The organism is Pedobacter aquatilis, from assembly GCF_032678405.1.
Taxonomy (GTDB): Bacteria; Bacteroidota; Bacteroidia; order Sphingobacteriales; family Sphingobacteriaceae; genus Pedobacter; species Pedobacter aquatilis_A.
In genome coordinates this window covers 444,867-470,711 of sequence record NZ_JAVTSJ010000005.1, presented here as the reverse complement: position 1 = coordinate 470,711, position 25,845 = coordinate 444,867, and the positions used below count along the sequence as shown (strand labels likewise).

The 25,845-nt window shown below is 38.3% G+C and carries 18 protein-coding genes and 5 tRNA genes; 21 read left to right on the top strand and 2 right to left on the bottom strand.

The window, feature by feature from the left end:
- Positions 1-301: 301 nt before the first annotated feature.
- The gene (locus tag R2R71_RS15865) at positions 302-2,053 is read right to left on the bottom strand and encodes a lysophospholipid acyltransferase family protein (protein ID WP_316832256.1); all 1,752 of its coding nucleotides are present in this window, start codon (positions 2,051-2,053) and stop codon (positions 302-304) included.
- A gap of 94 nt (positions 2,054-2,147) precedes the next feature.
- Here R2R71_RS15865 and R2R71_RS15860 point away from each other — a divergent pair, with 94 nt between their 5' ends.
- Complete coding sequence (locus R2R71_RS15860) at positions 2,148-3,041, top strand: ComEA family DNA-binding protein (protein WP_316832255.1); 894 nt, start codon at positions 2,148-2,150, stop codon at positions 3,039-3,041.
- Positions 3,042-3,249: 208 nt separating this feature from the next.
- Positions 3,250-4,401, top strand: a complete 1,152-nt coding sequence (locus R2R71_RS15855; protein ID WP_316832254.1) for an acyl-CoA dehydrogenase family protein — start codon at positions 3,250-3,252, stop codon at positions 4,399-4,401.
- A gap of 361 nt (positions 4,402-4,762) precedes the next feature.
- Here the strand turns inward: R2R71_RS15855 and R2R71_RS15850 are convergent, their stop codons facing one another.
- Complete coding sequence (locus R2R71_RS15850; protein ID WP_316832253.1) at positions 4,763-5,143, bottom strand: hypothetical protein; 381 nt, start codon at positions 5,141-5,143, stop codon at positions 4,763-4,765.
- Between the two features lie 532 nt (positions 5,144-5,675).
- Here R2R71_RS15850 and R2R71_RS15845 point away from each other — a divergent pair.
- From R2R71_RS15845 to rpoC, 19 genes are all read left to right on the top strand, one after another.
- Entirely contained in the window at positions 5,676-8,816 is a 3,141-nt protein-coding gene (locus R2R71_RS15845; RefSeq protein ID WP_316832252.1) for a TonB-dependent receptor, read from the top strand.
- Between the two features lie 10 nt (positions 8,817-8,826).
- Positions 8,827-10,275 carry a RagB/SusD family nutrient uptake outer membrane protein gene (locus R2R71_RS15840; protein WP_316832251.1) on the top strand — a complete coding sequence of 483 codons (1,449 nt, stop codon included), beginning with the start codon at positions 8,827-8,829 and terminating at the stop codon, positions 10,273-10,275.
- A 196-nt stretch (positions 10,276-10,471) separates the two neighbouring features.
- Entirely contained in the window at positions 10,472-10,666 is a 195-nt protein-coding gene (rpsU, locus tag R2R71_RS15835) for a 30S ribosomal protein S21 (protein ID WP_086549247.1), read from the top strand.
- A 139-nt stretch (positions 10,667-10,805) separates the two neighbouring features.
- A complete protein-coding gene (locus tag R2R71_RS15830) occupies positions 10,806-11,690 on the top strand; it encodes a tyrosine-type recombinase/integrase (RefSeq protein ID WP_316832250.1) in 885 nt (294 codons plus the stop codon).
- 13 nt (positions 11,691-11,703) lie between these two features.
- The gene (hpf, locus tag R2R71_RS15825) at positions 11,704-12,051 is read left to right on the top strand and encodes a ribosome hibernation-promoting factor, HPF/YfiA family (RefSeq protein ID WP_316832249.1); all 348 of its coding nucleotides are present in this window, start codon (positions 11,704-11,706) and stop codon (positions 12,049-12,051) included.
- Positions 12,052-12,282: 231 nt separating this feature from the next.
- Positions 12,283-12,355 (top strand) — tRNA-Thr (locus R2R71_RS15820).
- Between the two features lie 89 nt (positions 12,356-12,444).
- Positions 12,445-12,527: transfer RNA gene (locus R2R71_RS15815), tRNA-Tyr, on the top strand.
- 77 nt (positions 12,528-12,604) lie between these two features.
- A tRNA-Gly gene (locus R2R71_RS15810) sits at positions 12,605-12,680 on the top strand.
- A 77-nt stretch (positions 12,681-12,757) separates the two neighbouring features.
- A tRNA-Thr gene (locus R2R71_RS15805) sits at positions 12,758-12,829 on the top strand.
- Between the two features lie 127 nt (positions 12,830-12,956).
- Positions 12,957-14,144, top strand: coding sequence for an elongation factor Tu (gene tuf, locus R2R71_RS15800; RefSeq protein ID WP_316832248.1), 1,188 nt, complete (start codon positions 12,957-12,959; stop codon positions 14,142-14,144).
- Positions 14,145-14,201: 57 nt separating this feature from the next.
- Positions 14,202-14,275, top strand: a tRNA-Trp gene (locus R2R71_RS15795).
- Between the two features lie 89 nt (positions 14,276-14,364).
- On the top strand, positions 14,365-14,562 hold the full coding sequence (gene secE / locus R2R71_RS15790; protein ID WP_056092816.1) for a preprotein translocase subunit SecE: 198 nt from the start codon (positions 14,365-14,367) through the stop codon (positions 14,560-14,562).
- 7 nt (positions 14,563-14,569) lie between these two features.
- Complete coding sequence (gene nusG / locus R2R71_RS15785; protein ID WP_316832247.1) at positions 14,570-15,112, top strand: transcription termination/antitermination protein NusG; 543 nt, start codon at positions 14,570-14,572, stop codon at positions 15,110-15,112.
- Between the two features lie 144 nt (positions 15,113-15,256).
- Positions 15,257-15,700: a 50S ribosomal protein L11 gene (rplK, locus tag R2R71_RS15780; protein WP_090773375.1), complete on the top strand. Its 444-nt coding sequence runs from the start codon at positions 15,257-15,259 to the stop codon at positions 15,698-15,700.
- 19 nt (positions 15,701-15,719) lie between these two features.
- Positions 15,720-16,418, top strand: a complete 699-nt coding sequence (rplA, locus tag R2R71_RS15775) for a 50S ribosomal protein L1 (protein WP_316832246.1) — start codon at positions 15,720-15,722, stop codon at positions 16,416-16,418.
- Positions 16,419-16,420: 2 nt separating this feature from the next.
- The gene (gene rplJ, locus R2R71_RS15770) at positions 16,421-16,942 is read left to right on the top strand and encodes a 50S ribosomal protein L10 (RefSeq protein ID WP_316832245.1); all 522 of its coding nucleotides are present in this window, start codon (positions 16,421-16,423) and stop codon (positions 16,940-16,942) included.
- A gap of 64 nt (positions 16,943-17,006) precedes the next feature.
- The gene (gene rplL / locus R2R71_RS15765) at positions 17,007-17,384 is read left to right on the top strand and encodes a 50S ribosomal protein L7/L12 (protein ID WP_010601097.1); all 378 of its coding nucleotides are present in this window, start codon (positions 17,007-17,009) and stop codon (positions 17,382-17,384) included.
- A 157-nt stretch (positions 17,385-17,541) separates the two neighbouring features.
- Complete coding sequence (gene rpoB / locus R2R71_RS15760) at positions 17,542-21,345, top strand: DNA-directed RNA polymerase subunit beta (protein WP_316832244.1); 3,804 nt, start codon at positions 17,542-17,544, stop codon at positions 21,343-21,345.
- Between the two features lie 87 nt (positions 21,346-21,432).
- A complete protein-coding gene (rpoC, locus tag R2R71_RS15755; RefSeq protein ID WP_316832243.1) occupies positions 21,433-25,719 on the top strand; it encodes a DNA-directed RNA polymerase subunit beta' in 4,287 nt (1,428 codons plus the stop codon).
- Positions 25,720-25,845: the final 126 nt, after the last annotated feature.

Here is a 25,845-nt window from a genome sequence, read left to right as displayed (position 1 = left end):
TATTAATATATTCTTAATCTGTTGATTAACAGTTTGTAGGGTTTTTGCTGATGAAAACCGTGCTGCTGTATTTAACGTATATTATGGTGAACGTATGAGTAAATGGATTTGCAGGATTTTATTGCCTGCATTTCCTGTTTTTGGGGAATGCTTATTGCCTTGATTTTATAACGTTTTGTTAATATTAAGGTAATGCGATAAGCTCATCTTTGTGGCGTAAATATTTGGTTAGTATTTATAAAAGTTTAGGTTAGTTGATAAGAAAAAACCCGGGTGGATACCCGGGTTTTTCTATTTAAGCTTAAAAATTCTTTCCTAACTTTTCAATCATCTCAGGTGGGATGTTGTGTGTATCGACTACCAGGAATCCATCGAGGCAGTCAGAAAATTTAGGATCGATATTAAATGATATGATTTTTGCATTCAGGTTCATGTATTGCCTTAACAGTACCGGAACTTTGATGTGTGAGTTTTCGATATCGCCAATAATGCTGTCTAAATCTTTGAATGAGTCGCTGCTGTCTACCAATGTATCTGTCGCTATTGGTAGCAAATCTGCTTTAAACTTATTTCTTGGTTTTACATATTTAGCCATTTCATAATCGAAGTGGTTTTTAGTAATGTAATCTACAATAAGTGCCTTGCTGAATTTAGAGAAGCTATTGCTGATACTTACCGGGCCAAACATGTAGCGGTATTGCGGATTATCGATCAGGTATTTTAATATTCCTTTCCAAAGCAGGAATAAAGGAAGTGGTTTGCCCTGGTATTCTTTCCTGATCCATGAACGACCCAGTTCTATTCCTTGTCTTAACATCGGGTAAAACTGGTCTTTCATTTTGAAAAGTTCCGACAGGTAGAATCCTCGGCGTCCCATGCTCTCGAGGATCTCATCACCTTTACCAATTCTATAAGCGCCCACGATGTTTTCTAAATCCTTATCCCAGATGAACAGGTGGTTATAGTAGATGTCGTAATTATCTAAATCAATCTTTTTATTGGTCCCTTCTCCAACTTCGCGGAAAGTAATTTCACGCAGGCGGCCGATTTCCCTCAGGATATTAGGGATTTTTAAAGTTGGTACAATATAAACCTCATAGTTTTTTTCTGTCCATACCTTAAAGTCTTCGAGGGTTTCTACTTCGCCTTTAATCAATACCCTTGAAGTTTCTTCAATAACTTCTGCAGGTTTCTTTTTAATTTTGAACAGGTTTAGCGGATTGAAAAGTTTCTTTTCTGTATCAAGCCCAACACCGAGCGCATAGGTACGGGCACGGAGAAAGTCCATCAGCTTATTCGTGCTGTTCATGTGCGAGATTTCATCCAGTCCGATGGCTTTACCAATTCTTACGCGTATGGTACGGCCATGTTTGTTTAAGAATTCAGACGGGAGTTTCGCGGTGCGTAATGTTGGGTGTATAAAGCTTAAGATATTAAAGAATACCCCGTTGTTGCCATGAAAATAAATAGGCACAACAGGTACTTTTGCTTTGGCGATCAGTTTGCCTACTACGGGGTGCCACATCCTGTCGGTTACCTGCTGGGCATCCAGTTTAAATGTAGAAACTTCACCTGCAGGGAAAATTCCGATAGGTGTACCATTCCTTAATAGATCGAAAGTTGTTTTTAAGCCACTAATGCTTGATGAGTGCTGTACATTTTCGAAAGGGTTTACGGCAACGAAAAACTCATCGAGGTTTGGTATTTTTTTCAGGATGAAATTAACCATCACCTTTGCATCCGGGCGAACGGTACATAAGAGTTTAACCAGGGCTAAACCCTCTACACCACCATAAGGGTGGTTGGCAATGGCGATAAATGGTCCTGTTTTAGGGATGCTGTTTAATTCATCTTCATCAAAATCGATAGAAACCCCAATGGTTTCCAGTATTTTATCAACAAATTCTAAACCTTTAAAATGCTGGTTCTGAGAGAAAACATCATTGATGTCGTTGAGCTTCATGATTTCCATCATTAAGCCAGCCAATCCCGGAACACCTAACTTATCTATCTTCGTCGCCTTAGCAAATTCTGAGGTTGTAATAATCTTCATAAAAAATAATTAGCTTGTTGATATGCCAAACAGCAAGTGTTTTGCAATCCCAAAAATAAGATTTATATTTATAATACGCACGTCATATCGTACAATGGGTACTTGGCTAAACAGAAATTTCGGCTTTAATAAGGGCGAATTCAACGGAATAATCCTCCTGATTGTATTAATCGGGCTTTTAAAATCATTTCCTTTAATTTATAATTTTTATAAGCCTTTAGCAAAAGATGCGCCCGATTTACGCTTATCAATTCAAAAGATAACAATAAGGGATGAGGAAAGTTATGCTACGCTGCGTGATAAAATTGAACATTCTGAAGTTAAGCCTGCTTCCAGGTTATTCAGGTTCGACCCGAATACCATTGATGCAGGAGGCTGGCAAGCGCTGGGTTTATCGCCAAAGCAGGCACAATCCATTATAAATTACAGAAACAAGGGAGGTAAATTTTATAAGGCTGAAGATTTGCAGCGGATGTATACGATATCTGCTGACATGTATAATAAGTTATTGCCCTATGTTTCGATCGTTAAACAATTTCCGGAGCGGAAGGATTTTCAGTACGAACGTAAGGCGTATGTAAAACAGGCGCCGGTTATCGTGGAGATCAATGGCGCAGATTCTGCCCAGCTTGATGCGATAAAAGGAATAGGACCGGCTTTTGCCATCAGGATTTTAAAATACCGGGAACGTTTGGGCGGTTTTTACAGAAAAGAGCAACTTATGGAAGTGTATGGTTTGGATTCGGCAAAGTATAATGAGATTAAAGAGCAGGTAAGTATAAATCCAACGGCAATAAGAACCATAAATATTAATACTGCCGATTTTAATGCTTTGAAACTTTCGCCTTATTTATCCTTTAAGCAGATTAATGCCATCATTCAATACCGTAAGCAACATGGTAATTATAGAAATGAAGATGATTTGAAAAAAGTTGCTATTTTACCTCCTCAGCTTATTGATAAGCTATTGCCTTATCTGTCTTTTTAATTGCATGCTATGTTGGTTTTGCTGGTGTGTTAAATAATCTGATTTTTTTTCGACAGATATTTTCGTGCTTTAATAGTGATTAAAAATAACCTGTCGGATTATTGAACCAAATACCATTTTGTTCTGCTTTTGCGCAAATATTTAATTGTAAATAACTCAAAAATAATTGTTTATCATTGCCGCATCTAACCATAAAAAATATAAATTAATGAGCGTAAGCTATAATTTTTCGGAAACTGAAACACAGGTAAATGTTAGGGCGATGGTTCGCGAGTTTGCTGAAAGGCATATTCGTCCGAAAGTGATGGAGTGGGATGAGGCGCAGATTTTTCCGGTTGAGGTTTTTAAGCAACTGGGTGAGCTGGGGGTGATGGGTGTTCTGGTTCCTGAAGAATATGGTGGTTCGGGCTTAGGTTATCAGGAATATGTAGATGTTATCGTAGAAGTTGCAAGGGTTTGCGGATCTATAGGTTTGTCGTTGGCAGCCCATAATTCGTTGTGTACCGGGCATATCATGGCATTTGCCAATGAGGAGCAAAAGCAAAGGTGGTTACCGAAACTGGCTACGGCAGAATGGATTGGTGCCTGGGGATTGACTGAGGCAAATACAGGCTCTGATGCTTTGCGTATGCTGACAACGGCTGTTGAGGATGGTGATGATTATATCATTAATGGTTCGAAAAACTGGATTACCCATGGCAAAAGTGGTGATATTGCTGTTGTAATGGTACGTACAGGTGAGTCGGGGAGTTCGAAAGGGATTTCGGCCATTGTTGTAGAGCGTGGTACACCGGGTTTTAGTGCAGGGAAAAAGGAGAATAAGCTGGGTATGCGTGCTTCGGAAACCACGGAGATGATTTTTGATAACTGCCGTGTACCGAAGGCGAACTTGCTTGGGAATGTTGGTGAGGGTTTTAAACAGGCGATGAAGGTATTAGATGGGGGAAGGATTTCTATCGCTGCGCTTGGTTTAGGTATTGCCAAAGGTGCTTTTGATGCGGCGGTTTCGTATGCAAAACAGCGCCAGCAATTCGGGCAGCCTATTGCAAGCTTTCAGGCTATTGCCTTTAAGCTGGCTGATATGGCAACAGAAATTGAGGCTGCGGAATTACTGATTCGGCAGGCGGCGGATTTTAAAAACAGGCATTTGCCTATGACTAAAGAATCGGCAATGGCGAAGTATTTTTCTTCGGAAGTTGCGGTGAAAGTATCGACAGATGCGGTTCAGATTTTTGGTGGCTATGGCTACACGAAGGATTTTCCGGTAGAGAAGTTTTACCGCGACAGTAAATTATGTACTATTGGAGAAGGAACATCGGAGATACAAAAAATAGTGATTGCAAGAGAGGTGCTGGGTTAAAGCTTAAAGTTAAAAGCTCAAAGCCTATAGAATAAAGAAACAACAAACCAAATATATTATGAGTAATCCGGAAGGTGTAACTACCTCCGGATTTTTTTATGCGCAGGGGTTTTGATCAATAACCAATAATCAATTTTCAATGAAGTTAATGAGGAGATTGCTTCGTACCTCGCAATGACGACTTGTTGATACCAACGAACTAATGACGAATGACCAATTAGCAATAACCAATTAGCAAAAATGTCAACTAAGAGATTGCCACGTCGTTCCTCCTCGCAATGACGACTTGGGAAGACCAATGAACTAGCGGGAGGTGTAGTGTTTAGCTGGTGCTTTTGGGTTTTTGTTATTGCTTTTCTGGCTAGTAATCTTTTACAGTCAAAATACTGTCGACCACGTATACGCTAAAGCCTCTCCAGGGTAATGTATTTTTATATTCCTTATAATGGAGCTCGTAGAATTTACCGCTGTTGGCCATCATTTTGTCTGCGATATGCTTATTTGCGATGGAGAATTCAAACTCATTGTTTTGTAATGTTCCGGTTTGCCGCGATTTTAGGCCGCTTTGAATAAGTTTTCCTTCGTAAGTTTTAAACAGATAACCTTTTTTTACCACAAAATTCAGTTCTCCAGCTTTTACGCCTTCTCCGAAAACAAAGAAATATTTATAGTAAACCAAAGCCGCGATAATTAATACTATTACTATCACTATGGTTGTGATCACTTTTTTTCCGGTTGTCATGTTGTTTTCCTGCTTTTTGTTTAAAGATATGAAAAGAAAAGCATTAAGTTTCTTAAAGCGCTTGTATTTAGTGAAGGATTTTGTGGATTTGATTTTTTGTAGGGTTTTTATGGTTTGTTATTCCTTTTTTTAATTGATTGTAATGCTTTTTTGTATTTTTTTTGAATTATTTGGTTTTTTTATTGTGTTTTTTGTCTGAAAACTAAATTATAAGTTGTATTATTTTGTTGTAAAATTGTTTTTATTGCTATTTTATTCTTTTTTTAATTTTATTTTTTGTTGTTTTATGGAAATCAAACCTAAAACAAATTAATTTTAACCAAATATTTCTTATTCAGATAAGGTCTTTATTGATTTTATTATGATTTTGAAGTATTTTTTTTGTTTAAAATTATTTTTGTTAAAATCAGATAAGGTATTTCATGTGTTTTAAGTCATTTTTTAGGCTTATTGGTCGATTTAAAGGATTGATGTTGTAAAAGAATACAATTTTCCTCAATAAATAATTAATCAATAACCTAAAATTAAACGTATGAAAGAAAAATTACTCGTTTTGTTAATGCTTTTTGCGTTCTGCCTCCATGCAGATGCACAACAAAAGCAAATTACAGGAAAGGTAACTTCGGCAAAAGACAAACTTCCACTGCCGGGTGTATCTGTTGTTGTTCCGGGAGCACGTATTGCGGCTCAAACTGGTGCCGATGGTGTTTATTCCATCTCGGTGCCCAATAATACCAATTCCCTTACTTTCCGGTTCCTGGGCTATGTTAGTAAAACAGTTTCCATTGGCTCGGGACCTGTAAATGCAGCGTTGGAAGAAGATAGTAATACATTGAATGATGTTGTTGTAACCGGTTACGGAACAATGAAAAAACGGGATTTAACAGGGTCTGTCGCTTCAATCAGGGGAGAGCAGGTTGCTAATAAACCAGTGCAAAGTTTTGACCAGGCTTTGGGTGGTAAGGCAGCCGGTGTACAAATCTCTATTCCTAATGGTGTTTTAAACAATCCGCCAGTATTCCGTATCCGTGGTACAAACTCTATTTCATTGAGTTCGTATCCTTTAATTGTTATCGATGGTGTTGCGACTTTTACGGGTGATGCCAGCGGAACAAATGCTGCGGGTAATGCTTTAGCCAGTATAAATCCAAACGACATCGAGACCATGGATATCCTTAAGGATGCATCGGCAACTGCCATTTATGGTAGTCGTGCGGCCAATGGTGTTGTGGTAATTACCACAAAGAAAGGTAAAACAGGCAGGGCAGTGGTTACTTATGATGGTTGGGCTGGTTTAACCAATGTTCAGCGTTTACCCGAAATGATGGACGCCTTCCAGTATACCGATATTAAAAATGAAGGCTTAAGGAATGCAGGTACTTATAATGCTACTTCAAATGCTTATGCATTAACTAATGGTCCGGATGGGCAGCCGATCAATACGAACTGGTATGATTATGCTTATCGTCAGGGTGTATCGTACAGTAATTCCTTAAGTGTATCGGGCGGTTCTGAATCAACAACCTATTACATGTCGGTAAACTATACTAATCAACAGGGTATTATTGTTAAAAATGACTATAAAAGATTAGGTGCTATTTTTAATGTCGATCATAAGATCAGCCAGAAATTAAGTGTTGGTGCGAAATTGCAATATGCCAATGAAGATAACCTGGCTGTAATCAGTTCGGGTTCCTTATCAGGACAGGCGTTTTCAACAGCAGGTTTAGGTCGTGTGGCTTTAGTTAATGCGCCAAACGTTTCGCCTTATACCAATACAGGTGCTTACAATTTAACAGGAAACAACCTGGGTTTAATGAATAACAAGGTATCGCAGGTTGGTTTTTACAATCCTGTTGTACAGATTGATCTTGACAGGTCTTACAATTACCTAAACCGTATTCAATCCAATGCTTATGTGCAATATAAACCTGTTGGCTGGATTACTTTAAGAAGTGTTTATGGTTTGGATTATCTTTATTCTACAAATGATTCGTTCGCAAACCCCTTCAATGGTGATGGCTATAATGCCACGCCAGCAAACGCGGGTTCAGCAACTTTAAGTTACAGCCAGAATAAGCGTTGGGTATGGACTACTACCGCTCAGGCAGATAAAACTTTCAATGATGCGCATAGTTTCTCTTTATTAATTGGTACAGAGCAGCAGCGTACTACGGGAAGATCTTTTGGTGCAACCAGAACAGGTTTATCTGATCAGGCTTTTAATGATTTTACTGCAGGTTATGCGCAGTTCTCCAATTCGGGCGGTTATGGCGAAAATTACCTGTTTTCTTTATTCGGTCGTTTGAGCTATGATTTCAAAAAGAAGTATATTATTAATGCAACTTTACGTCAGGATGAATACTCAGGATTTGGGCCGGATAAAAAAGCCGGAACATTCTATAGTATTGGTGGAGGTTATGAAATTGCGCAGGAGGATTTCTGGAAAAATGCGGGCATTGGTAAAGTGTTCAGCAGCTTCCGTTTCAGGGGTAGTTATGGTGAGGTTGGTAATTTTAATGGTTTGGGCGATTATGCTCCAAATTCTTATTACAGCGCCGGATTATTTGGAGGTGCACCAACTTTGAACTTTTCGCAGGCCGGTAACCCGATAATCGGTTGGGAAACCAGTAAGAAGCTTGATGTTGGTATTAACTTCGGTATTTTAAATGATAAAATTACTTTTGAAACGGCCTATTATAAAAATGATATCGATGGTTTAATCTATAACGTGCCTCAGGCACCATCGGCTGGTTTGCCAAATTCGCCGCAAACCAATATCGGTACCATGTATAATAAAGGTTTCGAATTCAGTGTAAATGTTCAGGCGATTAATACAAAAGATTTTAGCTGGACACCTTCCTTCAACTTTACTTATAACAAAAACTTAATTACTTCACTTACACCAACCATCGATCAGTTTACATCGGCAACTTCATCTTTAGAAACGGCCAGTATTTCAAAAGTAGGCACTTCTTTAGGTATGATCTATGTTGCCAGAACTGATGGTGTTGATCCGGCTACCGGACGCAGGATTTTTATCGCCGCAAACGGCAGAAGAATGTTGTACGATCATAGTTCGCCGGTTGCCAGCAGGTGGCGTTATGAAGATGGTACAATCGCTCCCGGTATCACTTCGCAGGATCAGCAGATTTATGGTAATTCGCAGCCTAAGTTTTATGGTGGTTTTATCAATAGTTTTAAATATAAAAACTTTGATATGGGTTTTACGATAACTTATCAGGCAGGGTTTTATATCTATAACGGTACCCAGGCATCTATTATGGATCAGCGTTTCTGGAATAACTCAACCGATATCCTAAACAGGTGGACTACACCAGGGCAGATTACCTCGGTTCCGAGGGTTGTTGCCGGCGATAACATGTCGAACGGTTCGGCTGTTCCATTGGATATTAATGTATATAAAGGTGATTTCATTAAATTAAGGGATATTTCTCTGGGTTATACCTTGCCAAACAGTTTGCTTGCTAAACTCAAAATATCAAATGCCAGAATTTATGTTAGCGGACAAAATTTAATCATTCTTACAAAATATAATGGTACCGATCCTGAAGTTTCATCAAACGGAGGTGCAAATGCATCTCAGGGAATTGAGCGCAACTCAGTGGCGAGCGGACGAGTATTTACAGCAGGATTAAACTTCAAATTTTAAGATTATTAGCATGAAAAGAAAATTAATATATACACTGGCAATGGTAGCTGTAATGGCAACATCATGCAGAAAGGAGTCGTATTTAAATCCAAAATCGGTTAATGCCGTGGATTTCGAATCGTCTTTTAGTACACCCGACCGGATTAAAGCACAGGTTTTAGGGATTTACTCAGGCTTAAAGGCCGGTGATTTCTACGGAGGTCGTTATATAGTATATAATGAAGTAAGGGCGGATAACTACATCAACTTAACCACCAATGCCGTGACCGCTTATCAGGTCTGGAATTTTACAACATCAAATAATGCACAGGAAGTAACCGGTTTATGGGCTGCAGCCTATTCTGTAATTAACCGCTGCAATTTATTTATTGATGGTATGGCTGCGGGTGGGTCGGCTACCGTTGGTACTGCACTGGCTGCAAATTATGTTGCTGAAGCAAAACTGGTAAGGGCAATTGCTTACTATAGTTTGTTGCAATTATATGCAAGGCCTTATTGGGATGGAAATGGTAGTAAGCCAGGGCTTCCTTTAAGGTTAAAAGGTAACTCCGGAGCGGGTGATTATGATCTTGCAAGAAGTACGGTAGGGCAGGTTTATGCACAAATCCTTACGGATTTAAATGATGCTGAAACGGCTTTGCCTTTGAGTTATACAAGCGCTTACGATAATACAGTGCGTGGTCATCGTAATACGGCTATTGCGTTTAAAACCAGGGTTTATTTAAGTATGCAGCGCTACGCTGATGTAATTACCGAAGCCAATAAAATTGTGAGTGCAAATGCACCGTATACGGCTACAACCGGTGTTGCTAATGCTTTGCAGGCTACAGTGGCCAATGTTTACAAAACCCCATACACAACAACCGAGTCTATACTTTCATCGCCAATGGTTGTTGGCGCAGACATTGTTGGCGGACAAACTGCTTTAGGTTCTTATTTTTATTCGGTAAGGGAATATAAGTTAAACGATGCAGGTATTGTAGCTGATGCTGGCTGGAAAACAACTGATGCTAGAAGGGGGCTGATTACTTCAGCTACGGTAGCTAATGTGCCTAGTCAGTTAATGGCTAAATTTCCAAGTTCACCATACAGCGATTACGTACCGGTAATCCGTTATGCCGAAGTGTTATTAAGTTTGGGTGAGGCAATTGCCAGAAGTACCAACTCAGTTGATACCAGGGCAATAAGTTTACTAAACGCGGTAAGGCAACGATCGGATGCGAGTACAACTTTCACGGCTGCAAACTTTGCCAATCCTCAGGCTTTGTTTGATGCATTTCTGAAAGAAAGAAATATTGAATTCCTGGGTGAAGGTTTAAGGAGTCCGGATTTGCTGAGGTTGGGCCTGGATTTACCTGCAAAAGGAACAGTTTCTGCCGTTCCACCAAGCGACAGAAGGTACATTTTCCCCATCTCACAGTCTGAACTTTTGTACAACAGGTTGATGACAGATAACTAAACCCGTATTCCGTTTAGAAGAAAATGCGCTGAATTTTTCAGCGCATTTTCTTTTTTTCTTTAATTGCTTAATGAACAGTAAATTGTATAGTGATTTTTTTACTGAAACATTTTCTAGTTGTTAGAATTTTACTTACATTTGCAGCCCTTACAATAAAGGAAATTTTAAAAACCACGAGAGGAGGTATTTCAGCGTTATGATCATTATCAATATTAAAGACGGCGAATCATTAGATAAAGCCCTTAAACGTTTCAAGAAGAAATTCGAAAAAACTGGTGTATTAAGAGAACTACGTAGCCGTCAGGCATACGAGAAAAAATCTGTAGCTCGTCGTACTGAAATTAAACATGCTGTTTATATTCAAAACATGAACCAGGATACAACTGCATAGTTGTTACACTATATAATAATACTAAATGCCTTTAGAATTTTCTAAGGGCATTTTTTTTATGTAAAATTTTCTGTTAATAATTTCTTAATGTTAAAACAATTAGTAACTTCAATTCTAGTGAGGTACTAATATATATTTAATGTTGCTGAACAGTTTTCTAACATATCTATTACACGAGAAAAGGTATTCTCAGCATACCATTACCTCTTATCAGGCTGATTTGAGTCAGTTTGAAAACTATATCCGTGAAACATTCGGCCTGGGTTTAACAGAGGCCACGCATAACCATATCAGGAGCTTCATGGTTGATTTAATGGAGCAAAAATCATCAGAAAATACAGTTAACAGGAAGATATCGGCTTTAAGGAGTTTTTATAAATTTCTATTGCGGGAGGATAAGCTTGTGCAAAATCCAATGCAATTAATTAAGGCACCTAAAATACCGAAACGTTTACCTGTTTTTGTGGAAGCGCAAAAGCTGGATCATTTATTAGATGGAGCTGGTTTTTTTGCTGATGATTTTAATTCGAAACGGGATCATCTGGTTATTGAATTGCTTTTTGGTACAGGGATTCGTTTAGCTGAGCTGATCGGTTTAAAGGAAACTGATTTTGATTTGTATGCCGGCACTATAAAGGTTATTGGTAAACGAAATAAGGAACGGATTGTTCCGGTAAATAAACCGCTTATTAATCAGTTAAATAGCTATATTGAGTTAAAAAAGTTGCAAAAGTTTAATAACAATTTGCTTAACTTGATCGTTACCAATACGGGTGCTGCGGCTTATCCGAAATTAATATATCGTATTGTGCATTCTTACCTGAGTCTGGTTTCCACTAACGATAAAAAAAGTCCGCATGTGCTTCGGCATAGTTATGCAACAAGTTTACTTAATGGCGGTGCAGATTTAAATGCTATTAAAGAGTTGCTGGGCCACGCCAGTTTGGCTGCAACGCAGGTTTACACACACAATTCAATCGAAAGATTAAAAACAATTTATAAACAAGCCCATCCAAAGGCATAAAAAAGGAGGAAAAATGAAAATCGGAGTTCAATCAATCCACTTCAATGCAGACAGTAAGTTGTTAGACTTTATACAGAAGAAGGCGAATAAGCTGGATCTGTTTTTTGACCAGATCATTAGTGGTGAAGTGTATTTAAAATTAGAGAACGTAGAAGACGAAGCCAATAAAATCAGCGAGATTAAGCTGATTGTGCCGGGTGGAACTTTATTCGCTAAAGAACAATGTAAATCATTTGAGGAAGCCACGGACCTGGCAATTGAGTCGTTAAGGAAGCAAATTACCAAACACAAAGAAAAAACAAGAAAAAAAAATAGTGAGCAGAAAGCTGTTTTAATTGATAGCGAAATATCTGATTATTAAGTAAATATTTTTTTAAAATTTAGATAAAAAATTAGCGGGTTAAAAGGCTCGCTAATTTTTTTTGAAATTTATTTTGAATAGAAATATAAATGTGTAGATTTGCATTCCAATTCGGAAAGGGGGTTACCCCAAAGAAGAAATGGGTAGTTCTGTGAAAGTATAATATTTTATAAAAAATGCATTCAATTGTTTGAGAAACGAGTTTTTTTAAACATAGCATAAAAAATAAAAGCCTCCTTAGCTCAGCTGGTAGAGCAACTGACTTGTAATCAGTAGGTCATTGGTTCGATTCCGATAGGAGGCTCATTTTTATTTAAGATTGTAGATTTATGATGTTAGATTAAGCGAAAGTTTAATTGAGATTTGATAGGTTGAAATTGAAAGTAAAAAGATGGGGAGATACCAGAGCGGCCAAATGGGACAGACTGTAACTCTGTTGTCGTAAGACTTCGAAGGTTCGAATCCTTCTCTCCCCACAAATGATTTTAGATTTAAGATTTTAGGTTGACGATGCAAATCGTCAATCATAATTTTGAAAATCGTAAATCTAGAAGCGGAAGTAGCTCAGTTGGTAGAGCGATAGCCTTCCAAGCTATAGGTCGCGAGTTCGAACCTCGTCTTCCGCTCCATAATAAAGTTGAGCAGTTGGCAATTTACAGTTGACAGTTTACTGAAAACTGAGGGCTGGGAACTGAAAACTGGAAAAGCCGAAGTAGCTCAGCGGTAGAGCACTTCCTTGGTAAGGAAGAGGTCGTGGGTTCAAGTCCCATCTTTGGCTCAGGTAAAAGAAGCTTTGTTAAATCTGTTAAATTAAACAGAGTAGACAAGGTTTTTTGTGTTGCATTGCATCAAAACAATAAATAAAAATAATAAAAAAGTTAACCTACTAATTAGTTATAAATAAAATGGCAAAAGAAAAATTTGACCGCAGTAAACCGCACTTAAACATCGGTACAATCGGTCACGTCGATCACGGTAAAACAACTTTAACAGCAGCTATTACAAAATGTTTAGCTGATGCAGGTTTATCTGAGGCACGTTCATTCGAATCTATTGACTCTGCTCCAGAGGAAAAAGAAAGAGGTATTACAATCAATACAGCTCACGTTGAGTATTCAACAGCTAACCGTCACTATGCACACGTTGACTGTCCAGGTCACGCGGATTACGTGAAGAACATGGTAACTGGTGCTGCTCAAATGGACGGTGCAATTATCGTTGTTGCTGCTACAGATGGTCCAATGCCACAAACTCGTGAGCACATCCTATTGGCTCGTCAGGTAGGTGTACCTTCATTAGTTGTATTCATGAATAAAGTGGATATGGTTGATGACCCTGAGTTATTAGAATTAGTAGAAATGGAAGTTCGTGAATTATTATCATTCTATGAATTCCCAGGTGATGATATTCCTGTAATCCAAGGTTCAGCATTAGGTGGATTAAACGGTGATCCAAAATGGGTTGGAAAAATTATGGACTTAATGGCAGCTGTTGATAGCTACATTCCAATTCCTCCACGTTTAACTGATCTTCCATTCTTAATGCCTGTTGAGGACGTATTCTCAATCACTGGTCGTGGTACTGTTGCTACAGGTCGTATTGAGCGTGGTGTAATCAACTCAGGAGATCCAGTTGAAATCTTAGGTATGGGTGCTGAGAACTTAAAATCTACAGTAACTGGTGTTGAGATGTTCCGTAAAATCTTAGATTACGGTGAAGCTGGTGATAACGTAGGTTTATTATTACGTGGTATTGAGAAAACTGATATCCGTCGTGGTATGGTAATCTGTAAACCAGGTTCAGTAACTCCTCACACAGATTTCAAAGCTGAGATCTATGTATTATCAAAAGCAGAAGGTGGTCGTCACACTCCATTCTTCAACAAATATCGTCCTCAGTTCTATTTCCGTACTACAGACGTAACTGGTGAGATCTCACTAGCTGAAGGTACTGAAATGGTAATGCCAGGTGATAACGTTACAATCACAGTTAAATTAATTAACGCGATTGCAATGGAAAAAGGTCTACGTTTCGCTATCCGTGAAGGTGGTAGAACAGTAGGTGCTGGTCAGGTAACTGAAATCTTAGCTTAATTTTAAGCTAACAATAATATAAAAAGAGCTAGTTTAGGCTAGCTCTTTTTTATACACACGGGAATAGTTCAACGGTAGAATAGAGGTCTCCAAAACCTTTGATCAGGGTTCGAATCCTTGTTCCCGTGCCAAAATAATGATTGAATTAGTGGATGTTTAAAGGATTGGATGTTACTTTTCTTTCGCTCACTAGCTCAATCATTTAATCATTATAATCGATATGGCTAAAGTAGTTCAGTTTATAAAAGAATCGTACGATGAGATGACTCAGAAGGTTACATGGCCTACCTGGGGAGAGCTTCAGAACTCAGCGGTTCTTGTTTTGGTAGCCTCTTTAATTATTGCATTAATTATTTTTGCAATGGATAAAGGTTCTGTTTTCGTGTTAGATACTTTTTACAAATCACTTTCTAATTAATATACTAATGAGCGATCTTTTAAAGTGGTATGTTGTAAGAGCTGTAAGCGGTAAGGAGAAAAAGGTAAAACAGTATATTGATGCTGAGATTAGTCGTTTAGGCTTTTCTCATCTGGTTCCACAGGTATTGATACCAATGGAAAAATATTACCAGATGAAAGATGGCAAGAAAATAGCCAAAGAACGTAATTTTTATCCTGGTTATGTTTTAATCGAAGCAACATTAGATGGTGAGTTAGAACATATTATTAAAGGAATAAATAGTGTAATTGGATTTTTAGGCGATAAAGCCGGTAATCCAATCCCAATGCGCCAGGCAGAAGTTAACCGTATTTTAGGTGTGGTTGATGAAATGAGCGAGCAGGGCGAAATGATGAATGTTCCTTATTACGTTGGCGAAAACGTTAAAGTAATGGATGGGCCGTTCAATGGTTTCACTGGTGTTATCGAAGAGGTAAACGAAGAGAAGAAAAAATTAAAAGTTATGGTTAAGATTTTCGGTCGTAAAACGCCACTTGAGCTTAACTATATGCAAGTAGAAAAAGAGTAAAATTTATTTTACAAAATATATTGTGGGACTGCAGGATTATTCATATCTTTGCAGTCCTTTTAGTTTTATAGGAATTGAAGGGAAATAAAATGTTACATGCTTCCACTATTTAACATTGAGTTTTAAATAAATAAAAAACACAAAATGGCAAAAGAAATCAGTGCGATGATCAAATTACAGATCAAAGGCGGAGCTGCAAATCCATCGCCACCAGTAGGACCTGCATTAGGTGCTAAAGGGGTGAACATTATGGAGTTTTGCAAACAGTACAACGCTCGTACCCAAGATAAAGCAGGTAAAGTATTGCCGGTTGTAATCACTGTTTATGCTGATAAGTCATTCGATTTCATCATCAAAACCCCTCCTGTAGCTATCCAGTTAAAAGATGCTACTAAATTACAGAGTGGTTCTGCTGAGCCTAACCGTAAAAAAGTTGGGTCGGTGACCTGGGACCAGATTAAAGTTATTGCTGAAGATAAAATGCCTGATTTAAATGCATTTACAATCGAATCAGCAATGAGTATGGTTGCCGGAACAGCACGCAGTATGGGAATCACCGTTTCTGGTGACGCACCCTGGAAAAATTAATTAAAAAAAGTTTACAACAGTGGCGAAATTAACTAAAAATCAAAAAAAGGCACATGCTAAAATAGAAGCTGGTAAAGCTTATACTTTACAAGCTGCTGCTGCTTTGGTAAAAGAAATCACTACCACTAAATTCGATGCATCAGTTGATATTGATGTTTCTTTAGGTGTAGATCCACGTAAAGCCAATCAAATGGTTCGTGGGATTGCTACTTTACCACACGGTACAGGTAAAACTGTACGTGTTTTAGCTTTAGTAACTCCTGATAAGGAAGAAGAAGCAAAAGCAGCTGGCGCAGACTTCGTAGGTTTAGACGAATATGTGGCTAAAATTGAAGGTGGTTGGACCGATGTAGACATTATTATCACAACACCAGCTTGTATGGCTAAGGTAGGTAAGTTAGGACGTGTTTTAGGACCTCGTAACTTAATGCCAAATCCAAAATCAGGTACAGTAACTAACGAAGTTGGTAAAGCTGTAACTGACGTAAAAGGTGGTAAGATTGATTTTAAAGTAGACAAAACAGGTATCATACACGCCTCGATAGGAAAAGTATCATTCCCGGCAGAGAAAATTTATGAAAATGCTTTAGAAGTAATTCAGGTAATTTCTAAATTAAAACCATCTGCTGCAAAAGGAACTTATTTTAAAAGCATTCACGTGTCTTCTACAATGAGTCCTGGGATTGCAATTGAAACCAAATCAGTAGCGGGGATTTAATCATGAACAGAGAAGAAAAAAACGAAGTAGTTTTAGAACTACAAGGACAAATGCAAGAGTATGGCAATTTTTATATTGCTGATACATCTAGCCTTTCTGTTGAGCAGGTTAATAATATCCGTCGTAAATGTTTCGAAGGTGATATCGTAATGAAAGTTGCTAAAAACTCTTTAATCCGTAAAGCGATTGAAGGTTTAGAAGGCGATTCTTCAGAGATATATGAAGCCCTTAAAGGTTCATCATCTTTATTATTCTCAAAAACAGCTAATGCTCCGGCAAAGTTGATTAAAGCTTTGAGAAAAACATCTGATAAACCAGTGCTTAAAGCGGCATACATAGATTCATCAGTATACGTTGGTGATGATCAATTGAATAACTTAGTAAGCTTAAAATCAAGAGAAGAGCTTATTGGAGATATCATTGGATTATTACAATCGCCAGCTAAAAATGTTGTTTCTGCCCTTAAATCAAGCGGTGGCAAAATTGCAGGAATTGTTAAAACTCTACAAGAGAGAGAAGGTTAACGAACACCTTAAGTTCGCAAATTAAACAAAATTATTACACGTAAATTTTTAAAATCTTAATAAAATGGCAGATTTAAAAGCGTTTGCTGAGCAATTAGTAAACTTAACAGTAAAAGAAGTTAATGAATTAGCTCAAATCTTAAAAGATGAGTATGGTATTGAGCCTGCAGCTGCTGCTGTAGTTGCTGGTCCTGCTGCTGGTGGTGATGCACCTGCTGCTGCTGCAGAAAAAACATCTTTTGATGTAATCTTAAAAGAAGCTGGTGGTCAGAAATTAGCAGTTGTAAAACTTGTTAAAGACTTAACTGGTTTAGGTTTAAAAGAAGCTAAAGACTTAGTTGACGGTGCACCAAAAGAATTAAAAGCTGGTGTTGCTAAAGACGAAGCAGAAGCTCTTAAAAAACAATTAGAAGAAGCTGGAGCAGTAGTTGAAATTAAGTAATCACTTAATTTAGCTAAGCTAAAAATGTATTAGACACCGACTGAAAATGTCGGTGTCTTTACCTGTTTATAAACTTCTCATTTTGCTTGGTTGATGAGAAAGTTTCAAACCCGAACCAAACAAATAGTTTATTCTTAAACTAAAATCTTTTAGTCCATTGGCAAAGACAGTCGAACAAAGAGTAAATTTTGCAACTAGTAAGCACATTATAGACTATCCGGATTTTCTGGATGTGCAATTGCAATCATTCAGAGAATTTTTCCAGATAGATACCACATCAGACGATCGCTCGAGCGAAGGTTTGTTTAAAGTGTTTGCTGAAAACTTTCCAATAACAGATTCGAGAAATATCTTCGTATTAGAGTTTCTTGATTATTTTGTTGATCCGCCGCGTTACGACATTCACGAGTGTATCGAGCGTGGTTTAACCTACAATGTTCCATTAAAAGCAAAGCTTAAGCTTTCTTGTAACGATGTTGAACATGAAGATTTTGAAACCATTATTCAGGATGTGTACCTAGGTACTATTCCTTATATGACACCAAAAGGTACATTTGTTATCAACGGTGCGGAGCGTGTTATCGTTTCGCAATTACACCGTTCTCCGGGTGTGTTCTTCGGCCAGAGCCGTCACACTAACGGAACCAAATTGTATTCTGCACGTGTTATTCCTTTCAAAGGTTCATGGATCGAGTTTGCTACAGACGTTAACAACGTAATGTATGCTTACATCGATCGTAAGAAAAAATTCCCGGTTACCACTTTATTACGTGCTATCGGTTACGATTCGGATAAAGACATTCTTGAATTATTTGATCTTGCTGACGAAGTAAAAGTTAGTAAATCAGGATTAAAGAAATATATCGGCCGTAAGTTAGCAGCAAGGGTATTACGTACCTGGATTGAGGATTTTGTTGATGAGGATACTGGTGAGGTAGTTTCGATCCCGCGTAATGAGGTAGTTCTTGAAAGGGAAACTATTTTAGAAGACGAACATATCGATTTGGTAATTGAAGCTGGTGTAAAAAGTATCATCTTATCAAAAGAAGACGGTGCTAGTCAGGCTGATTATACCATTATTTATAATACATTACAAAAAGATACATCAAACTCTGAGAAAGAGGCTGTTGAAAACATCTACCGTGCTTTGCGTAACGCAGAACCACCTGATGAGGAAACTGCCCGTGGTATCATCGATCGTTTATTCTTCTCAGATAAACGTTACGATTTAGGGGATGTAGGTCGTTACCGCATCAACCGTAAATTGAAAATGGATACTCCGGATGATGTAAAAGTATTAACGAAAGCAGATATTATTGCAATTGTTAAATACCTGATCAAATTGATCAACTCTAAAGAAGAGGTGGATGATATTGACCACTTATCAAACCGTCGTGTACGTACGGTAGGTGAGCAATTATATGCACAATTCGGTGTAGGTTTAGCCCGTATGGCAAGAACTATCCGTGAGCGTATGAACATTCGCGATAACGAGGTGTTTACACCAACTGATTTGATTAACGCCCGTACGTTATCATCAGTAATCAACTCTTTCTTTGGTACGAACCAGTTATCTCAGTTCATGGATCAAACGAATCCACTGGCAGAGATTACACACAAACGTCGTTTGTCAGCTTTAGGTCCAGGTGGTTTATCACGTGAGCGTGCTGGTTTCGAGGTTCGTGACGTTCACTATACGCACTATGGTCGTTTATGTACTATTGAAACACCTGAGGGACCAAACATTGGTTTGATTTCATCACTTTGTGTGCATGCAAAAATCAACAATTTAGGTTTCATTGAAACACCTTACAAACGTGTTGAAGATGGTAAAGTAGTAGTAGATTCAGACGTTATCTATTTATCAGCTGAAGATGAAGATGGTAAAACCATCGCTCAGGCTAATGCTGAATATGATGATAAAGGAGTTTTCGTTACACCACGTGTTAAAGCACGTTATGAGGGTGACTTCCCGATTATTGAGCCTGAGAAATTAGACTTGATGGACGTAGCACCTAACCAGATCACTTCAATTGCTGCTTCGTTGATTCCGTTCTTAGAACATGATGATGCGAACAGGGCGTTGATGGGATCGAACATGCAACGTCAGGCCGTACCGTTGTTACGTCCTGAAGCACCAATTGTAGGTACAGGTTTGGAAGGTCGTGTTGCACGCGATTCAAGAACTTTGATCAATGCAGAAGGTGATGGTGTTGTAGAATATGTAGATGCTAACGAGATCACTATTAAATACGAGCGTAACGAAGATGATCGTTTAGTTTCATTTGAAGGTGATAGCAAAACTTACCGTTTAATTAAATTCAAGAAAACCAACCAGAATACTTGTATCAACTTAAAGCCAATTGTTAAAAAAGGCCAGAAAGTTACCAAAGGACAAGTTCTTTGCGAAGGTTATGCAACTGAAAACGGTGAATTGGCATTGGGTAGAAACCTTAAAGTGGCATTCATGCCTTGGCAAGGTTTTAACTTTGAGGATGCGATTGTAATCAACGAACGTATTGTTCGTGATGACGTTTTCACTTCATTGCATATTGAAGAGTTTGAGTTAGAAGTACGTGATACAAAACGTGGAGAAGAGGAATTAACACCAGATATCCCTAACGTTTCAGAAGAGGCTACTAAAGACCTTGATGAAAATGGTATTATCCGTATTGGTGCTGATGTAAAAGAAGGTGATATTTTAATTGGTAAGATAACACCTAAAGGTGAGTCTGATCCTTCGCCTGAAGAGAAATTACTACGTGCAATCTTTGGTGATAAAGCAGGTGATGTTAAAGATGCGTCTTTAAAAACTCCTCCTTCAATCCAGGGTGTGGTAATTGATACTAAATTATTCAGCCGTGCTAAGAAAACTACAAAAGCTGAAGAGAAATCGGCAATTGAGAAGTTAGATAAAGGCTATAACAACGCAAGCGATAAGTTAAAAGCAGAATTGGTTGACAAATTATTCACTATTGTAAATGGAAAAACATCGCAAGGTGTATTTAATATTTACAAAGAATTATTAGTTGCCAAAGGCGCTAAATTTACGCAGAAAATTTTAGCAGATCTTGATTATAACCACATTAGCCCTAACAAATGGACTACTGATGATGATAAAAACGAGCTGATTAAAATGTTGTTGCATAACTATGGCATCCGTGTTAATGAGGAACTTGGTGCTTACAAACGCGATAAATTCGCGATCAGTGTAGGTGATGAGCTTCCATCAGGTATTGTACAGATGGCGAAAGTTTATGTTGCTAAAAAACGTAAATTAAAAGTTGGTGATAAAATGGCAGGTCGCCATGGTAACAAAGGTATTGTTGCACGTATTGTACGTGATGAAGATATGCCTTTCTTAGCTGATGGTAGCCCGGTTGATATCGTGTTGAACCCACTGGGTGTACCTTCACGTATGAACCTTGGTCAGATCTACGAAACCGTATTGGCATGGGCCGGTAAAGAATTGGGTGTGAAATTCGCTACTCCGATTTTTGATGGTGCTACGCATGATGAGGTTGAAGAGTGGATTGCTAAAGCCAACGTTCCTGCATCAGGAAAAACTTACTTATACAATGGTTTAACAGGTGAGCGTTTCGATCAGACTACAACTGTAGGTATTATATACATGTTGAAATTAGGTCACATGGTTGATGATAAGATGCACGCCCGTTCAATCGGACCATACTCATTAATTACACAACAACCATTGGGTGGTAAAGCCCAGTTCGGTGGTCAGCGTTTTGGTGAGATGGAGGTTTGGGCATTAGAAGCATTCGGTGCGGCTAATATTCTTCAGGAAATCTTAACCGTTAAGTCGGATGATGTTATCGGAAGAGCTAAAACTTACGAAGCCATTGTTAAAGGTGAGAACCTACCAACTCCAGGTGTACCAGAATCGTTTAACGTATTGGTACATGAGTTACGCGGTTTAGGTTTAGATATTACGTTAGACTAAGTATTAAGTATAAAGTATTGAGTATCAAGACGGGTAATCCAATCTTGATACTTGATACCAGGTACTTGCTACTAAAAACAAAAAGATATGTCTTACAAAAAGGATAATAAATTAAAAAGCAATTTCACATCAATCACGATTAGCTTATCGTCTCCTGAAACTATTCTGGAGCGTTCAAGTGGTGAGGTGTTGAAACCAGAAACCATTAACTACCGTACTTACAAACCTGAGCGTGATGGTTTGTTCTGTGAGCGTATTTTTGGTCCGGTAAAAGATTACGAATGTCATTGCGGTAAATATAAACGTATCCGTTATAAAGGTATTGTTTGTGATCGTTGTGGTGTTGAAGTAACTGAAAAGAAAGTACGTAGAGAGCGTATGGGACACATCGCTTTGGTGGTTCCTGTTGCGCACATCTGGTATTTCCGTTCTTTACCAAACAAAATCGGTTATTTATTAGGTTTACCTACTAAAAAATTAGATTTAATTATCTATTACGAGCGTTACGTAGTTATCCAATCGGGCTTAATGGCCGAGGAGGGTATCAACTATATGGACTTCTTAACTGAAGAAGAATATTTAGATATCTTAGATAAATTACCTAAAGAAAACCAATATTTAGATGATAAAGATCCTAATAAATTCATCGCCAAAATGGGTGCTGAAGCATTAGAAGATTTATTAAAACGTATTGATTTAGATACTTTATCTTACGACTTACGTCACCAGGCAGCAAACGAAACTTCTCAGCAGCGTAAAAATGAGGCTTTAAAACGTCTTCAGGTTGTTGAAGCTTTCCGTAGCGCCAATACACGTATCGAGAATCGCCCTGAGTGGATGATTGTTAAAATCGTTCCGGTTATTCCACCAGAATTACGTCCGTTGGTGCCATTAGAAGGTGGTCGTTTCGCTACTTCAGATTTAAATGATTTATACCGTCGTGTAATTATCCGTAACAACCGTTTAAAACGTTTGATCGAGATTAAAGCACCAGAGGTAATTTTACGTAACGAGAAACGTATGTTACAGGAAGCTGTAGATTCGTTATTCGATAACTCACGTAAAGTTAACGCGGTAAAAACTGAAGGTAACCGTGCCTTAAAATCACTTTCAGATATTCTGAAAGGTAAACAAGGTCGTTTCCGTCAAAACTTATTAGGTAAACGTGTGGATTACTCGGCACGTTCGGTAATTGTTGTAGGTCCAAGCCTTAAATTACACGAATGCGGTATTCCTAAAGATATGGCTGCTGAGCTTTACAAACCATTCATCATCCGTAAGATGATTGAGCGTGGTGTTGTAAAAACAGTTAAATCTGCTAAGAAAATTGTTGACAGAAAAGATCCTTTAGTTTGGGATATCCTGGAGAACGTATTAAAAGGTCACCCGGTATTGTTAAACCGTGCACCTACGTTACACAGATTAGGTATTCAGGCTTTCCAGCCAAAACTAATTGAAGGAAAAGCAATCCAGTTACACCCATTAGTTTGTACCGCATTCAACGCCGATTTCGACGGTGACCAGATGGCTGTTCACTTACCTTTAGGTAACGCAGCAATTTTGGAAGCCCAGGTATTAATGTTAGCTGCACACAACATCTTAAACCCTGCAAACGGTACACCTATTACAGTACCTTCTCAGGATATGGTTTTAGGTCTTTATTATATTACTAAAGGCCGCAGAACTGATGAAACAAGAGTTGTAAAAGGACAGGATTCTAGCTTCTACTCTCCAGAGGAAGTTATCATCGCTTATAACGAAAAAGAATTAGACTTACACGCATTTATCAAAGTAAGAGTAAATGTTAAACAAGCTGATGGTTCTATCGTTAATAAGTTAACAGAAACTACTGTTGGTAGAGTATTATTCAACCAATTGGTTCCTGAAGAAGTAGGTTATATCAACGAATTATTAACTAAAAAATCGTTAAGAGATATTATCGGTGAAGTAGTTAAAATGACAGGTATGGCACGTGCTTCTCAATTCTTAGATGATATCAAAGAATTAGGATTTAAAATGGCATTCCAGGGAGGTTTATCGTTCAACTTACAAGACGTAAACATTCCGGTTGAAAAACATACATTATTAGAGCAGGCTGCAAACGAAGTTGAAGAGGTAAGAAACAACTATAACATGGGTTTCATTACCAACAACGAGCGTTACAACCAGATTATCGATATCTGGACCCGTATCAACAACAGGTTAACCACTTTCGTTATGAACCAGTTATCATCTGATAACCAAGGTTTCAACTCGGTGTATATGATGCTTGATTCGGGAGCACGTGGTTCTAAAGAGCAGATTCGTCAGCTTTGCGGAATGCGTGGTTTGATGGCGAAACCTCAAAAATCAGGTTCAGGTGGCGATATCATCGAAAACCCGATCTTATCAAACTTTAAAGAAGGTTTATCTGTATTAGAGTACTTTATCTCTACCCACGGTGCCCGTAAAGGTTTGGCGGATACGGCGTTAAAAACGGCGGATGCGGGTTACTTAACCCGTCGTTTACATGACGTTGCACAAGATATGATCGTTAACGATGAAGATTGTGGTACATTAAGAGGTATGTATACAACTGCATTAAAAGATAACGAAGATATCGTTGAGCCATTATATGACAGAATTTTAGGTCGTACTTCATTACACGATGTATATAATCCATTAAATGGTGAGCTTTTAATATCTGCTGGTCAGGATATTGACGAGGATTTAGCGAAAGCAATCGATGAGTCGCCATTGGAAGGTATCGAAATCCGTTCGGTATTAACCTGCGAATCTAAACGTGGTGTTTGTGCATTATGTTATGGCCGTAACTTAGCGTCTGGTAAGCGTGTTCAAAGAGGTGAGGCTGTTGGTGTAATTGCTGCACAGTCAATCGGTGAGCCGGGTACACAGTTAACATTACGTACTTTCCACGTGGGTGGTACTGCATCGAACATTGCTGCTGAATCTAATATCGTAGCTAAATTTGATGGTGTTGTTGAGTTCGAGAATATTCGTACTGTAGATACACAAACTGAAGACGGAACTGTACAAGTTGTATTAGGCCGTTCAGGTGAATTTAGAATTGTTGAGCCAGGAAGCGGTAGAGTTATCGTTACCAACAACATTCCTTATGGTGCATTCTTATTTGTTAAAGAAGGAGACAAAGTTACCAAAGGTGATAAGATTTGTTCGTGGGATCCATATAACGCCGTAATTCTTTCAGAGTTTGCGGGTAAAGCTCAGTTTGATGCAATTATCGATGGGGTAACTTATCGTGAAGAATCGGATGAGCAAACTGGTCACCGTGAGAAAGTAATTATCGATACACGTGATAAAACTAAAAACCCTTCAGTTCAAATCGTTGATAAAAAAGGCGAATTAATTAAAGGATATAACATTCCGGTAGGTGCCCACGTTTCAGTTGATGAAGGTGAAGCAATTCAAACCGGTCAGATTATCGCGAAAATCCCTCGTGCAACTGGTAAAACCCGAGATATTACGGGTGGTTTACCTCGTGTAACAGAGTTATTTGAAGCGCGTAACCCATCTAACCCAGCTGTAGTAACTGAAATTGATGGTGTGGTAACTTTAGGTGGCGTTAAACGTGGTAACCGTGAGATTACAATCGAATCGAAAGATGGTGAAGTTAAAAAATACCTTGTTCCATTGTCGAAACACATCCTTGTACAGGATAACGACTTTGTGAAAGCGGGTATGCCATTATCTGATGGTTCAATTTCTCCTGCTGATATCCTTGCTATTAAAGGACCTGCAGCAGTTCAGGAATACTTAGTAAATGGTATCCAAGAGGTTTACCGTTTACAAGGTGTGAAAATTAATGATAAACACTTCGAGGTGATTGTTCACCAGATGATGCAGAAAGTTCACATTGAGGATCCGGGAGATACTATTTTCTTAGAAAATAATGCTGTTGACCGTTGGGATTTCTCTGAAGAAAACGATGCGATGTACGACAAGAAAGTTGTTGAAGACGCAGGTGATTCTACAGAATTCAAACCAGGACAAATTGTTTCTTTACGTAGATTAAGAGATGAAAACTCTCAGCTGAAACGTAAGGATTTAAAACAAATCCAGGTTCGTGATGCAAGACCAGCTACCGCAAGTTCTATCTTACAAGGTATTACACGTGCATCATTAGGTACTAAATCGTTCATTTCTGCGGCTTCGTTCCAGGAAACTACGAAAGTATTGAATGAGGCAGCAATTGCAGGTAAACGTGATAACATGTTAGGCTTGAAAGAAAACGTAATCGTTGGTCACTTAATTCCTTCAGGAACTGGTGTACGTGGTTACGAAAGAATCATCGTTGGTTCTCAGGAAGAGTACGATAAATTATTAGCTTCAAAACAAGAAGAAGTAGAGGCTTAATAAATATTCCATAATCTTAATAAGGGTTGTTTCGTAAAGGAACAACCCTTTTTTGTTTAAATAATTTTAAACCCTCGTACTTTAGTACTAACTTTAAAAGCACTTATTTTAATAGTATATCAATTA

Excerpts from the sequence above, each read along its gene's own strand:
- R2R71_RS15855 (WP_316832254.1), top strand. The coding sequence starts at position 3,250 with ATGAGCGTAAGCTATAATTTTTCGGAAACTGAAACACAGGTAAATGTT.
- R2R71_RS15860 (WP_316832255.1), top strand. The coding sequence starts at position 2,148 with ATGGGTACTTGGCTAAACAGAAATTTCGGCTTTAATAAGGGCGAATTC.
- R2R71_RS15840 (WP_316832251.1), top strand. The coding sequence starts at position 8,827 with ATGAAAAGAAAATTAATATATACACTGGCAATGGTAGCTGTAATGGCA.
- rplJ (WP_316832245.1), top strand. The coding sequence starts at position 16,421 with ATGAACAGAGAAGAAAAAAACGAAGTAGTTTTAGAACTACAAGGACAA.
- R2R71_RS15845 (WP_316832252.1), top strand. The coding sequence starts at position 5,676 with ATGAAAGAAAAATTACTCGTTTTGTTAATGCTTTTTGCGTTCTGCCTC.
- R2R71_RS15830 (WP_316832250.1), top strand. The coding sequence starts at position 10,806 with ATGTTGCTGAACAGTTTTCTAACATATCTATTACACGAGAAAAGGTAT.
- rplK (WP_090773375.1), top strand. The coding sequence starts at position 15,257 with ATGGCAAAAGAAATCAGTGCGATGATCAAATTACAGATCAAAGGCGGA.
- nusG (WP_316832247.1), top strand. The coding sequence starts at position 14,570 with ATGAGCGATCTTTTAAAGTGGTATGTTGTAAGAGCTGTAAGCGGTAAG.
- tuf (WP_316832248.1), top strand. The coding sequence starts at position 12,957 with ATGGCAAAAGAAAAATTTGACCGCAGTAAACCGCACTTAAACATCGGT.
- hpf (WP_316832249.1), top strand. The coding sequence starts at position 11,704 with ATGAAAATCGGAGTTCAATCAATCCACTTCAATGCAGACAGTAAGTTG.
- rpsU (WP_086549247.1), top strand. The coding sequence starts at position 10,472 with ATGATCATTATCAATATTAAAGACGGCGAATCATTAGATAAAGCCCTT.
- rpoC (WP_316832243.1), top strand. The coding sequence starts at position 21,433 with ATGTCTTACAAAAAGGATAATAAATTAAAAAGCAATTTCACATCAATC.
- R2R71_RS15865 (WP_316832256.1), bottom strand. The coding sequence starts at position 2,053 with ATGAAGATTATTACAACCTCAGAATTTGCTAAGGCGACGAAGATAGAT.
- R2R71_RS15850 (WP_316832253.1), bottom strand. The coding sequence starts at position 5,143 with ATGACAACCGGAAAAAAAGTGATCACAACCATAGTGATAGTAATAGTA.
- rplL (WP_010601097.1), top strand. The coding sequence starts at position 17,007 with ATGGCAGATTTAAAAGCGTTTGCTGAGCAATTAGTAAACTTAACAGTA.
- secE (WP_056092816.1), top strand. The coding sequence starts at position 14,365 with ATGGCTAAAGTAGTTCAGTTTATAAAAGAATCGTACGATGAGATGACT.